This window comes from Gilliamella sp. CG16 (assembly GCF_046635785.1).
Classification (GTDB): Bacteria; Pseudomonadota; Gammaproteobacteria; order Enterobacterales; family Orbaceae; genus Gilliamella; species Gilliamella apicola_I.
Genome location: NZ_JBIDFL010000003.1, coordinates 1 through 12,789, shown reverse-complemented (window position 1 = coordinate 12,789; position 12,789 = coordinate 1). Strand labels below are relative to the sequence as shown.

The following is a 12,789-nucleotide window of genomic DNA, read 5'->3' as shown; positions in this document are numbered from 1 at the left end:
GTACTTGGCTTGAAGCGTGTCAAGTAATTTAATTTAGTAAATTATCTAGAAAAACACAATATATGGTGTATAATCTCAATATATCTACTATATATAGTATTATTTAAGCTATGTGAAAATCTCTGTCTATCTCAAAAAACACTTAATATTCTTACGAGAAACGAATAATTCTTAATAATTACAATGAATATTAATATGTGAACTAAACCTTGCCCCAGCGCTAATTATTAATGAATATTGAGGAGTATATATGCCTGTAGTTATCAAACGCGATGGTTGTCAAACTGCATTCAATGAGACTCGAATTAAAGATGCTATAGTTAAAGCTGCGGTTGCAGCGAATGTTAATGACCCGGATTATTGTGCTGACGTTGCTCGTATGGTGACCAACCAGATGAGCGAACGCGAAAGCGTTGATATCAACGAAATTCAAAATGCTGTTGAAAATCAATTAATGTCAGGTCCTTATAAAAAATTAGCGAGAACTTATATCGAATATCGTCACGACCGTGATCGTGCTCGGGAAGAACGTAGTCGTTTAAATCAAGATATTCGTGGGCTAATTGAACAAAGTAATGTGGCTATTTTGAACGAAAATGCCAATAAAGATAGTAAAGTGATTCCAACTCAGCGTGATTTACTGGCAGGCATTGTGGCAAAGCATTATGCCAAACAGTATTTGTTACCAAAAGATGTTTCTCGTGCTCATGATATTGGTGAAATCCATTATCATGATTTAGATTATGCGCCTTTCTTTCCAATGTTTAACTGCATGTTAATTGATTTAGATGGAATGTTAACCAATGGTTTTAAAATGGGAAACGCTGAAATTGAACCACCAAAATCTATTGCAACTGCCACTGCGGTCACCGCACAAATAATTGCTCAAGTTGCAAGTCATATCTATGGTGGAACAACAATCAATCGCATTGATGAAATATTAGCGAAATTTGTAACCATCAGTTATCAAAAACATAAACAGATTGCTGAAGAATGGCATATTCCTAATCCTGAAGCTTATGCAGAAAGTCGAACACAAAAAGAGTGTTATGATGCGTTTCAATCGCTTGAATATGAAGTCAACACCTTACACACTGCTAATGGTCAAACCCCTTTTGTAACGTTTGGCTTTGGTTTAGGTACCAGTTGGGAATCACGTTTAATTCAAGAATCCATTTTAAAAGTACGAATTAAAGGTTTAGGTAAAAATCACAAAACCGCTGTTTTCCCTAAACTTGTTTTTGCTATTAAAGATGGCATTAATCGTCAGCCTGATGACAAAAATTACGATATTAAACAACTTGCATTAGAGTGTGCAAGTAAACGCATGTACCCTGATATTTTAAACTACGATAAAGTTGTTGAAGTGACTGGTTCATTCAAAACACCTATGGGATGTCGAAGCTTCTTAGGTGTTTATGAAGAAGACGGTGAACAACTTCATGACGGTCGTAATAATTTAGGTGTGATTAGTTTAAACTTGCCACGTATTGCCATTGAAGCAAAAGGTAATGAAGCAAGCTTTTGGGAACTTTTAGATAAACGTTTAACGCTTTGCAAAAAAGCCCTGATGACACGTATTGCCCGTCTGGATGGCGTTAAAGCACGTGTTGCACCAATTTTATATATGGAAGGGGCATGTGGCGTAAGACTAAAAGAAGATGATAGTGTATCTGAAATTTTCAAAAATGGTCGAGCTTCAATTTCGCTTGGTTATATTGGACTTCATGAAACTTTAAATGCGTTATATGGCAATCAAACACATCCTTTTGATAGCGAAATTTTACGAGAAAAAGGCGTAGCTATTGTCGAACATTTACGTAAAGCGGTTGAGCAATGGAAAGAGGAAACCGGTTATGGATTTAGTCTATACAGTACACCAAGTGAAAACTTATGTGACCGTTTTTGCCGTCTTGATACAGCTGAATTTGGTGTTATACCAGGAGTGACAGATAAAGGTTACTATACCAATAGTTTCCATTTAGACGTTGAGAAAAAGGTCAATCCGTACGAAAAGATTGAGTTTGAAAAAGCATATCCTCCGGTGGCAAATGGTGGGTTTATCTGTTACGGTGAATATCCAAATATGATTAACAATGTTAAAGCGTTAGAAGATGTTTGGGATTATAGCTATTCTCGAGTACCTTACTATGGTACTAATACGCCAATTGATGAATGCTATGAATGTGGTTATACCGGTGAATTTTCATGTACCAGCAAAGGGTTTGTTTGCCCAAGTTGTGGTAATCATGATTCGGCTAAAGTCTCAGTAACTCGCCGTGTTTGTGGGTATTTAGGTAGTCCCGATGCACGTCCATTTAATGCAGGTAAACAAGAAGAAGTTAAACGTCGTGTTAAACATTTGGATAATGGGCAAATTGGTTAAAAAATTATTACCTATTTATGAACTATCATCGTTACTATCCTGTTGATGTTGTAAATGGTGAAGGTACTCGATGTACGCTTTTTGTTGCTGGCTGCGTTCATCAATGTCGTGGCTGCTACAATAAAAGTACATGGTCATTAGATTCGGGTTTACCATTTACACAGTCAATAGAAGATCAAATCATCAAAGATTTACAAGATACAGAAATAAAACGTCAAGGATTATCGCTTTCTGGCGGTGATCCTTTGCATCCTCAAAATGTGCCAACAATTTTAAAATTGGTCAAACGTGTAAAAACAGAATGTGATAACAAAGATATTTGGCTTTGGACAGGCTATAAACTTGATGAGTTAACACCCGAACAACAGGCTGTTATCCCGTATATTGATGTCTTAATTGATGGCAAATTTGTTCAAGAACAAGCCGATCCAAAGTTATTATGGCGAGGAAGCAGTAATCAAATTATCTACCGCTTCAAATAAATTTTAGCCAATAATTATTGATCTTTGTGTAAATTTAAAAGATAAGAAATCGCTTCCCGATAATTAATTTCAAGATTTTCGCTACTTGATGAAGTAATATGCAAATCGGTAATCTTACCATTATCAATGCCATACACCCAACCATGCAAATTGACTTTTTGACCGCGTTGCCATGCTGACTGAATAATGGTTGAATGACCTAAATTATAAACCTGTTCAATAACATTTAATTCGCATAATATATCCATGCGAAGTTCTGGCGCAAATTTACCAAGTAGTGAACTATTTCGAAACCATAGGTCACGAATATGTAACAACCAATTATTGATTAAACCGAGATCTGGATTTTCGACTGCAGCTCGAATGCCCCCACAGTCTAAATGACCACAAACGATAATATCTTCAATTTTTAGCACATCAACAGCATATTGCACGACCGATAAACAGTTAAGATCTGTGTGAATTACTTGATTACCGACATTTCTATGGACAAACATCTCTCCTGGTTTGAGTTTGATCAGTTTTTCTGCTGGAACACGGCTATCCGAACAGCCGATCCATAAAAATTTAGGGTTTTGTTTAACTGCAAGTTGTTTAAAAAATTCAGGGTCTTCCTGCTCAATCTTTTCTGACCATTCGTGATTAAAACGAATTAAATCGTTTACGTCAAACATAATAATTATTTCCTAATTTATTTCATCGATATGATTAAACTAATTTATTATTTAATTAACAGTATGCAGTCTTATATAATTTATTCCATATTTATATGCTGAATTTTACTTTTCATGATTAATTTACGCCAAAAAGGGGTAGTTAATATTTTGGCTTTGACTATTTTACTGTATAGCTTTAATCGTAACGGCAAAGTTTTAAAATAATATCGTTTATTTGGATCGGGATCAGTGCTATTTAAGATCTTACTTAAAATCTCGGCGCTATCAAGCGCATAACTAATGCCCTCTAAAGAACTGGCACTAATAAATCCTGCTGCTTCACCGATTAAAAAAATGTTCTCGTTTCCTGTATAAAAATCACGAAAGCGGTTTGGATAAATCACTAAGCATTTTTCTGTCTTATGAGGTTCTCCGAAAATAAATCCTTGCTGAGTTAATTTTTTTTTCAGATTTTCAAAATGTTGATTGGCTGTTTTTTTAGGAAATGCGCCACCAAAAATAAATGACCCGTCTTTTGAAATGCTCCAAGCATAACAATTGGTTGATTGATTATCAAAAATACAAGAATAAAAAGGATGGGGATGCTTTTCTGCAAACCATTGTTGTATAGCAACATACTGTCTTATTGAATGGGAAGGATAGCGCATTCGTCTGACTAGTGAATTTGCGCCATCTGCGCCAACAACATAACGAGTTGTGATTTTATGCTCTATGTTATTTTCATCAAGATAAGTAATTTGATAACCTTCTATAATACGCATTACTTCTTTACATAATGCATTGTGATGCACTTCAACAGAGGGTGGAATCAGTGATTTCAACCATAAATCGAATTTATGCCGATCGAAACTAACATAAGTACGTTGATAATTACGAATAAGATTAGTCTGTAGATCATAAGTTTTTACGCTGAAAATTTGCGGATCAGACAAAATATCAGTAGGCAAATTCAGTTTTTGCCGAATAAATGATTTTTGTGCATCATTAGCAAGTAATCCACCACAAGGCTTATGAAAACCTGCATCACCGGATTGATGTTTTTTATCAAATGCAATAATTTTAAATGATGGGCTAAGTAAACGTGCTAAGGTACTGCCTGCGGGTCCAAGACCTACAATTGCGATATCATAATCCATACTATTAAGTCAGTTATCCTATAAATAATAAATTGGGTCTATGTTATCATATTTGGATTTAATATTACTATTATGTATGCGGTTTAGGATATGTGATTTGTCTTCAAATGATCGGTAAATAGACCTTTTTGTAAAAAAGCTAGTTCAGTTCAGCTAATCTAAAAATTTATGTTGAAAGCAAGTTATATTTTTTTGCTTTGATTAGAGGGAACAAATGAATTAAAAAAGTACCCGATTAATTGAAAAAATGGATTTTTATTACAAAAAAGTCAATAAAATTTAACCGTTATTAAATGGCAATAAAGAAGAGTGAATACCATATAATTTTTTAATAACGGAATAAATTGATGTAATAACCTATTGAATGCAAGTTAACGATTATATTTCCATGGTTTTTAAAAATGCCTGATTCAACTCGTCAAAAGGTAAGGGGCGACTGATAACGATTAACTTCGACACTTTCTCTTGTTCATTTTGCCAAGGCGAACCATAATCAAATCCGACTACTTTATGAACGCCTTGCACTATTAAACGTTGAGCATTCCCTTTGATAGCCAGTACACCTTTATAACGCAACATGTCATTACCATATTGCTCAACAAGTTGTTCCATAAATGAACCTATCTTTTTTAAATTAAGTTGTTTTGCTTCGAAAAGATAGGAACAGATTTCATCATTTTTAAGTGAATGAGATTTTTTTAACGGAATGAGTTTAAAGCCTGATTGGTGTTTTGAGCTTGTGTCAATGACAAACAAGCCTCGATTAATGGTGAGTTCATCACTCAAATCGAATGCGTGAATATCTAGCCATGCTGATTTTGGAAGTTGACCATTAACCGCTTCAATTATCATTGCCTTATGATTAATATGGTGAAGTCGGTTTATAACGTGATTTTTTTGTTCTTCATCAACACAATCTGTTTTTGTTAAAATAACGCGATCTGCAAAACCGATCTGTGAAAGGGCGACTCGATGCTCACCAAGATGTGTTAGTATGTGTTTAGCATCGACTAAAGTGACTATTGCATCTAATTGAATCGTTTCCCGAATCAATTCATCAATAAAAAATGTTTGTATGATTGGCGCAGGATCAGCAAGGCCTGTTGTTTCAATAATAATACGATCGAACTGTAATTCACCTGCGATGCGTTTAGCGTGCAGTTGATGTAGTGCCTCAGTTAGTTCGCCTTGAATGGTACAACAAATACAACCATTAGTAATTTCGACAATTTGAATATCCGTGCTGACATTAAGCAAATTACTGTCAATATTTACCGGTCCGTATTCATTTTCGATAATAATTGTTTTTTCGTTGCGGTTATTTTCTAATAAATAATTAATTAGTGTTGTTTTTCCTGCACCAAGAAAACCTGTTAATATCGTGACAGGAAGTAAAGAAGAATTAATTTGCTCAGTCATGACATATTCTTAATTGTTAACAACATTTAAACCCACCTTTGCCTGAATAACGTGCTTCTTGGCGTTCTTTAAAAAACTCTTCATAAGTCATTGGCGTTTGTTCTGGATGGGTCAACTTCATATGTTGAACATAAGTATCATAATCGGGAATACCAACCATTAACTTAGCGGCTTGTCCAAGGTACTTACCAGCTTTTGCGAGTGAATCAAACATGTGTTTTCTCTTAAATAAAATTGTTTTTTGTTAAGTAATAATATCACGCTAAACATGACAAATTTAATGGTGATTACTCTAAATAACAGTACTTAACTATAAGGTGCTTGTTTATTTGAGTCAATCATTGTTTAGCTGGGATTTTATCAATTCATAAACAATATGGGAAAGTTTTTAACAAATCCCTTTTGAAAATAATGATAAGGTTGGTTTTTTTGGATATCTTATAAAATTCATTTATCTATTAGCAAATAACTTTTATAATATTTGCCAATTTATCAAACATAAGAGTTAACAATGGAAAAGTTTCACGTTACAGGTCCAACCTCACTTAATGGCGAAGTCGTTATTTCTGGCGCTAAAAATGCAGCGCTTCCAATTTTATTTGCAGCGATTTTAGCTGAAAAACCAGTTGAACTTCAAAATGTGCCTAAATTGAAAGATATTGATACGACTTTAGAATTATTAAGTCAGTTAGGTGTCAAATGTCAACGTAATGGTTCGATTCATCTTGATGCGCGTCATCTCGATAACTATTGTGCTCCTTATGAACTTGTTAAAACAATGCGTGCATCAATTTGGGCTTTAGGGCCGTTGGTTGCGCGCTTTGGACAAGGGCAAGTTTCGTTACCGGGTGGTTGTGCTATTGGCGCCAGACCTGTTGATTTACATATCACTGGCCTACAACAATTAGGCGCAACAATTACCTTAGATGAGGGCTACGTTAAGGCTTCGGTTGAAGGACGATTAAAAGGTGCTCATATTGTAATGGATAAAGTAAGTGTTGGCGCTACCGTCACTATTATGTCTGCTGCCACCTTAGCAGAGGGTAAAACGATTATTGAAAATGCAGCTTGTGAACCAGAAATAGTTGATACAGCCAAATTTTTAAATATGTTAGGGGCAAAAATTACTGGTGCAGGAACTGTTCGTATCGAGATTGAAGGTGTTGAGCGTTTAGGTGGTGGCGTGCATGAGATTGTTTCAGATCGTATTGAAACTGGCACTTTCCTTGTTGCAGCGGCAATATCCAAAGGTAAAATTACATGTCGTAAAACCGATCCAACGCTACTTGATGCCGTCATTGCTAAATTGAAAGAAGCTGGTGCAAAAATTGAAACCGGCGAAGATTGGATATGTTTGGATATGGAAGGTAAACGTGCTAAGGCGGTCAATATACATACCGCACCACATCCTGGCTTTCCAACAGATATGCAAGCTCAATTTTCTCTATTAAATATGGTTGCACAAGGAACGGGAATTATTAAAGAAACGATTTTCGAAAATCGATTTATGCATGTACCTGAGCTTGTGCGTATGGGTGCCAGAGCTGAAATTGAAGGTAATACATTAATTACGCACGGTGTTGAAAAACTAAGTGGAACGCAAGTCATGGCAACTGATTTACGCGCTTCAGCAAGTTTAGTTCTTGCGGGCTGTATCGCTGAAGGTTCAACTATTGTTGATCGTATTTACCATATCGACCGTGGTTATGATAATATAGAAGATAAATTGAGAAAATTAGGCGCTAAAATTGAAAGGATTAAAGTAAATTAATCCTATCAAGTCTTTGTGATAACGGTTGATATGTTAAAAGGAGAACAATAATGACTAAACAAGCATTAGTATTCTTATCTGAAGGTTGTGAAGAAACTGAGGCCGTTACCACTATTGACTTATTGACCCGTGCAGGTATAAAAGTTATCACTGCAAGTATTTCTCATTCACGTGAAGTTGCGTGTTCTCGTGGGGTAACTATCCTTGCACAAAAAGTATTTTCCGAAATTAAACACACTGATTTTGATGTGGTTATCTTGCCGGGTGGTTTAAAAGGTGCGGAAAATTTTCGTGATTGTCCTGAGTTAATCGAAAAATTAAAACAAACACATCAATCAGGTAATATTGTTGCGGCCATTTGTGCATCACCTGCAATGGTTTTACAATATCATCATTTATTCCCTCATGCTTATATGACTGGTTATCCAACAACTAAAGATGCATTTAAACATTGGAAAGCCGAAAGAGTATACTTTGACGAACAATATAAAATCATTACTAGCCAAGGTCCTGCGACTTCAATTGATTTTGCTTTAAAAATTATAGATGCTTTATTAGGTAAAAATAAAGCGGCTGAAGTTGCTGAACAGTTAGTACTACCATCAGGAATTGAATCCTATCAATAAATAGGTATCAAATGTCAAATTCACATTTGTACGAAAAATTAGTTAAAAAAGCGACATTAAGTGCCGTCTTAATTTCTATTTTCTTAATTACTATCAAATTAATTACGTGTTGGTTCACAGGTTCAATTAGTTTATTTGCTTCACTGCTTGATTCAAGTATAGATTTAATCGCATCCGGTCTAAATTTCTTTCTTGTGAGATATGCACTAAAACCTGCTGATGATGATCATACTTTTGGTCATGGTAAAGCAGAATCACTTGCTGCTTTAGCACAAAGTACGTTTATTATTGGATCAGCGACAATTTTGCTTCTTTCCAGCATTAAATCAATCGTTCATCCTACAGCACTTGAGGTTCCATTATTTGGTATCATCGTGTCTGTCATTTCGACAGTCATTACTTGTGTCTTAGTGTTATATCAACGATATGTGATAAAAATTACGCAAAGCAAAGCAGTGAAAGCAGACATGCTACATTACTCTTCGGATATGTTTATGAATGTCGCAGTAGTAATCGCACTCTGTTTAAGTTGGTATGGCATTACTTATGCAGATGCTGTATTTGCTTTTTTTATCGCTTTATTCATTTGCTATAATGCTTACCATATTGCTTACAACGCTATTCAAGATCTGCTTGATCGCGCATTGCCTGATAGTGACAACCAAAAAATAGCAGAAATTGTGGCATCATTTCCACAAGTACATGGTTTTCATGATTTAAAAACCAGACAAGCAGGGCCTGTAAAATTTATTCAATTACACATTGAACTTGATGATAACATGCCATTAGTAAAAGCGCATGCCATAACCGATGCGGTTGAAAAACATCTTTCTAATGAATTTGCGCCTGCCACAGTCATTATTCATCAAGATCCTATATCGGTTGTTCCTGCTGAAAAAATGAGTGATAAATTATAACCAAAAATAGCTTTTATATTCTATTGTTAGATATCTGTTAAAACTCTATAATAGTTAAAAGTTAATTATTATTTGGAGTTATGTTGTATGATAAAAAAAATTGGTATCTTAACCAGTGGTGGTGATGCGCCAGGGATGAATGCTGCGATTCGTGGTGTGGTTAGAACGGCATTAACGGAAGGATTGGATGTTTTTGGTATTCATGATGGTTATTTAGGGCTTTGTGAAGATCGAATTACTCAATTAGATCGTGCTAGTGTGTCAGATATTATTACACGAGGCGGTACATTTTTAGGTTCAGCGAGATTTCCTGAATTTAAAGATAAAGAGGTGAGAAAAAAAGCAATAGCGAATCTGCAAAAACACCAAATCGATGCATTAGTAGTCATTGGCGGTGACGGTTCTTATATGGGAGCAATGCGATTAACTGAAGAAGGATTCCCTTGTATTGGTTTACCCGGCACAATTGATAATGACATTCGTGGCACGGATTATACAATTGGCTATTTTACTGCACTTAGCACCGCCGTCGAAGCTATCGATAGATTGCGTGATACTTGTTCTTCTCATCATCGTATTTCAGTGATTGAAATTATGGGACGTGATTGTGGTGATTTAACGTTAAATGCAGCTGTGGCTGGCGGTTGTGAATTCATGATTATCCCTGAAGTTTCTTATACTAAAGAAGACTTAATTGAAGAAATTAAACTCGGTTTTGCTAAGGGTAAAAAACATGCTATTGTAACTGTTACTGAGCATATGTGTGATGTTAATCAGCTTGCAGCTGATATTGAAGCTGCTGTACATCATGAAACTCGAGCTACTGTGCTTGGTCATGTTCAACGAGGTGGTTCACCGGTTCCTTACGATCGTATTTTAGGTTCTCGTATGGGGGCTTTCGCTGTCGAGCTGTTGCTACAAGGTCATGCTGGACGCTGTGTAGGTGTACAAAATGGTAAACTAGTTCATCACGACATCATAGAAGCAATTAATACAATGAAACGTCCGTTTGATATGGAATTATATAATGTTGCTAAACGTCTATTTTAGAATGTACAGTAATCTTTAAAAATATCAACAAATGGTAAATCAAATGAAGGTGAATAATTGAATATAATGGGAATATTACGTTTATATCAAAAGTTCACCTATGAAATATAAAATGATGTGTTAATGGATCAAGTTAATTACCGTTCTACTTTTTAAATTTATATGATTTAAAAAATTTCAATATAAATTCAACAAAGTTAATATTATCCATAAATAATCGATAAAAATCATGTTAACGAAGGGGCGTTAACTCCGAAAAGAATAACTGCAAAATCTAAATAAAATTCCTTAATATAAATAAGTTGGTAACATCATAAACAAATAATTTTACACTCTATACTTATTATCCCAAATGTAAGGAGAAGCGTATGTCACTTATCTATAAAGAAGACCCAGAAAGATTTTATATTCTTGATAATGATAAAGAAATAGCAGAAATGACATTTTCTCGTATTGGTCAAGACAAAGCGACAATTAATCACACTTTTGTGGATTCAAGTTATCGTGGTCATGGTTTGGCTGATAAATTACTCGATCTTACTGTCAAAAAATTAACTGAAGAACATCGAGAAATCATTCCTATCTGTTCGTTTGCTGCAAAGAAATTAAATAGAGAACATTAATACAATCTAACATTTCTTTGATAACTGTTTATCTTCGTTTTTATAAATACTTATTATTGTCGTTTAATTATATGATACAGTATAGAGAATTATATATTTTCTATCCTTACTATTAAAAATGACAACTGTAAAAGCTCAAAAAATTCACTCCATCCACGTATTACGTGGCGTTGCAATTATGATGATTGTCTTCAGTCATTGCTTAGGTGTATTTATCAATAATAAAACCTTAATTGAAAATAGTTATCTTTACTCGTTTTTAAATTTATTTGCGTTTAATTTCACAACTTTTTTTGTGTTAATTGCAGGATTTCTGTTTCAACATTTAACTTACAAATATAATACAAAAACATATTATTTATCCAAATTTAAAACGGTTGTCTGTCCCTATATCTCTATATCTATATTTTGTTTTCTTTTTTTTCATTATCAACAATTATCACAATTGCCGTTTTTTTCTGTTACGCAAACGAGTGTTATGAGTCAGATTACTATCATGATGCTAACCGGTTCGCAGTTATTACCGCTCTGGTTCATCCCAATGATTATCATTATTTATATCATGGCGCCTCTGTTTTATAAGTTATCACAAAAGAATTTGATTGTTGCCGGTCTGATATGTATGTTTTGGGTTGTTATGTTCACAAAACCTGACTTTACTAAACCCCTACTAAATTTATTACATTATGGTCCTGTCTATTTAATCGGAATGATGACTAGACAACATTATGAAACAATCATCAAAGCAATTAAAAATAACTTATATCTGATTATGGCTTTTTTAGGGTTGTGCTTTTTTGTCACTTTTGTTGGGCGTTATGTTGATAATCTTGGTGTCGAAAAACTTTGGCTTGATACGTTGCAAAAAGTTATCCTATTTATGCTAGCACTCTATTTTTTAGATAGATTGAATCATAAAACGAATGACGGGATGGTTTATAAATTTTTCTCATTTATGGCTAATATAAGTTTTCCAATTTATTTTATTCATCAAATAATCATTATAGAGCTTTTAAAATTAATTCAAGTTTCACAACTGGGCAGTATTCTTAAAACAGAAAATGGTGAATTAGCTGCAATTGTTGCAGTTTGTTTATTAATATTCACATTGGCGTTCAGTGTGCTGGTTGCTTGTATAATAAAATTTATATTAAAAGATAAATCAGTTTATGTCATAGGTAGTATTCGCTAACGTTAACTTTAATTAAGCTTGCATACAAAAATTATGGGTATAAAAAAATAAAAATGATTACCACAACAGTTTTTTTAAATAAGAAGGATTAAGTAAAGTAATTATTGTTGCTATGGTAAGATGAATGAATAGAAATGTAATGATAATTATCTAGCAAATTGTTTTTGCAAGACCTTATCAGTTTGGTTTGTTTTATGTCAAAAATTTATCGTAAATAGCTTTGAATAAATATGAAACAAACGCACAAAAATTTGAAATAATTGCTTGCATGATTTTTTTAAGGCTCTATAATGCGCATCCACTGACACGGCGTCAGCGAAAGCAGGCGGAACAAGAGGTTAGTGAGCAGGATCAAAAAAATTGAAAAAAGATCTTGACGAATAAAAAGGTGTAGCGTAGTATACGCAGCCCTTGAGACAGTAAAAGCGAAAGCAAAAAAACTGTCAGCTCTTTAAAAAGAAGAAACAGACAATCTGTGTGGGCACTTGCGAGACGAAAGATAAAAAGTCT

At 34.3% G+C, this 12,789-nt stretch carries 12 protein-coding genes; 8 read left to right on the top strand and 4 right to left on the bottom strand.

Annotated elements, in window-relative coordinates; genetic code table 11:
- Nucleotides 1-250: 250 nt before the first annotated feature.
- Both nrdD and nrdG read left to right on the top strand, forming a co-directional pair.
- Nucleotides 251-2,386 (top strand): anaerobic ribonucleoside-triphosphate reductase, encoded by a 2,136-nt coding sequence (gene nrdD, locus ACGH47_RS04200; protein WP_411622837.1) that lies wholly within the window; start codon nt 251-253, stop codon nt 2,384-2,386.
- Nucleotides 2,387-2,403: 17 nt separating this feature from the next.
- Entirely contained in the window at nt 2,404-2,868 is a 465-nt protein-coding gene (gene nrdG / locus ACGH47_RS04195; protein WP_267350452.1) for an anaerobic ribonucleoside-triphosphate reductase-activating protein, read from the top strand.
- A gap of 14 nt (nt 2,869-2,882) precedes the next feature.
- On the opposite strand, the gene can is transcribed toward nrdG, so the two are convergent.
- The 4 genes from can to ACGH47_RS04175 all read right to left on the bottom strand — a co-directional run bounded on the left by can (nt 2,883) and on the right by ACGH47_RS04175 (nt 6,314).
- A complete protein-coding gene (gene can, locus ACGH47_RS04190) occupies nt 2,883-3,542 on the bottom strand; it encodes a carbonate dehydratase (protein ID WP_065558670.1) in 660 nt (219 codons plus the stop codon).
- A gap of 80 nt (nt 3,543-3,622) precedes the next feature.
- Complete coding sequence (locus ACGH47_RS04185) at nt 3,623-4,681, bottom strand: FAD-binding protein (RefSeq protein ID WP_411622836.1); 1,059 nt, start codon at nt 4,679-4,681, stop codon at nt 3,623-3,625.
- Nucleotides 4,682-5,059: 378 nt separating this feature from the next.
- Entirely contained in the window at nt 5,060-6,100 is a 1,041-nt protein-coding gene (locus tag ACGH47_RS04180) for a CobW family GTP-binding protein (RefSeq protein ID WP_411622835.1), read from the bottom strand.
- A gap of 16 nt (nt 6,101-6,116) precedes the next feature.
- Nucleotides 6,117-6,314 (bottom strand): YbdD/YjiX family protein, encoded by a 198-nt coding sequence (locus ACGH47_RS04175; RefSeq protein WP_065558673.1) that lies wholly within the window; start codon nt 6,312-6,314, stop codon nt 6,117-6,119.
- A 297-nt stretch (nt 6,315-6,611) separates the two neighbouring features.
- Here ACGH47_RS04175 and murA point away from each other — a divergent pair, with 297 nt between their 5' ends.
- The 6 genes from murA (at nt 6,612) to ACGH47_RS04145 (ending at nt 12,279) form a co-directional block, all read left to right on the top strand.
- Entirely contained in the window at nt 6,612-7,871 is a 1,260-nt protein-coding gene (gene murA, locus ACGH47_RS04170; protein ID WP_267358790.1) for a UDP-N-acetylglucosamine 1-carboxyvinyltransferase, read from the top strand.
- Between the two features lie 50 nt (nt 7,872-7,921).
- A complete protein-coding gene (locus ACGH47_RS04165) occupies nt 7,922-8,497 on the top strand; it encodes a DJ-1 family glyoxalase III (protein WP_267350457.1) in 576 nt (191 codons plus the stop codon).
- A gap of 11 nt (nt 8,498-8,508) precedes the next feature.
- The gene (locus ACGH47_RS04160; protein WP_267358786.1) at nt 8,509-9,414 is read left to right on the top strand and encodes a cation diffusion facilitator family transporter; all 906 of its coding nucleotides are present in this window, start codon (nt 8,509-8,511) and stop codon (nt 9,412-9,414) included.
- Between the two features lie 87 nt (nt 9,415-9,501).
- On the top strand, nt 9,502-10,464 hold the full coding sequence (gene pfkA / locus ACGH47_RS04155) for a 6-phosphofructokinase (RefSeq protein ID WP_220216427.1): 963 nt from the start codon (nt 9,502-9,504) through the stop codon (nt 10,462-10,464).
- Nucleotides 10,465-10,832: 368 nt separating this feature from the next.
- Nucleotides 10,833-11,087 carry a GNAT family N-acetyltransferase gene (locus ACGH47_RS04150; RefSeq protein ID WP_267350462.1) on the top strand — a complete coding sequence of 85 codons (255 nt, stop codon included), beginning with the start codon at nt 10,833-10,835 and terminating at the stop codon, nt 11,085-11,087.
- A 118-nt stretch (nt 11,088-11,205) separates the two neighbouring features.
- Nucleotides 11,206-12,279 (top strand): acyltransferase family protein, encoded by a 1,074-nt coding sequence (locus ACGH47_RS04145; RefSeq protein ID WP_411622834.1) that lies wholly within the window; start codon nt 11,206-11,208, stop codon nt 12,277-12,279.
- The last annotated feature ends 510 nt before the right edge of the window (nt 12,280-12,789 follow it).

Excerpts from the sequence above, each read along its gene's own strand:
- nrdD (WP_411622837.1), top strand. The coding sequence starts at position 251 with ATGCCTGTAGTTATCAAACGCGATGGTTGTCAAACTGCATTCAATGAG.
- nrdG (WP_267350452.1), top strand. The coding sequence starts at position 2,404 with ATGAACTATCATCGTTACTATCCTGTTGATGTTGTAAATGGTGAAGGT.
- can (WP_065558670.1), bottom strand. The coding sequence starts at position 3,542 with ATGTTTGACGTAAACGATTTAATTCGTTTTAATCACGAATGGTCAGAA.
- ACGH47_RS04185 (WP_411622836.1), bottom strand. The coding sequence starts at position 4,681 with ATGGATTATGATATCGCAATTGTAGGTCTTGGACCCGCAGGCAGTACC.
- ACGH47_RS04180 (WP_411622835.1), bottom strand. The coding sequence starts at position 6,100 with ATGACTGAGCAAATTAATTCTTCTTTACTTCCTGTCACGATATTAACA.
- ACGH47_RS04175 (WP_065558673.1), bottom strand. The coding sequence starts at position 6,314 with ATGTTTGATTCACTCGCAAAAGCTGGTAAGTACCTTGGACAAGCCGCT.
- murA (WP_267358790.1), top strand. The coding sequence starts at position 6,612 with ATGGAAAAGTTTCACGTTACAGGTCCAACCTCACTTAATGGCGAAGTC.
- ACGH47_RS04165 (WP_267350457.1), top strand. The coding sequence starts at position 7,922 with ATGACTAAACAAGCATTAGTATTCTTATCTGAAGGTTGTGAAGAAACT.
- ACGH47_RS04160 (WP_267358786.1), top strand. The coding sequence starts at position 8,509 with ATGTCAAATTCACATTTGTACGAAAAATTAGTTAAAAAAGCGACATTA.
- pfkA (WP_220216427.1), top strand. The coding sequence starts at position 9,502 with ATGATAAAAAAAATTGGTATCTTAACCAGTGGTGGTGATGCGCCAGGG.
- ACGH47_RS04150 (WP_267350462.1), top strand. The coding sequence starts at position 10,833 with ATGTCACTTATCTATAAAGAAGACCCAGAAAGATTTTATATTCTTGAT.
- ACGH47_RS04145 (WP_411622834.1), top strand. The coding sequence starts at position 11,206 with ATGACAACTGTAAAAGCTCAAAAAATTCACTCCATCCACGTATTACGT.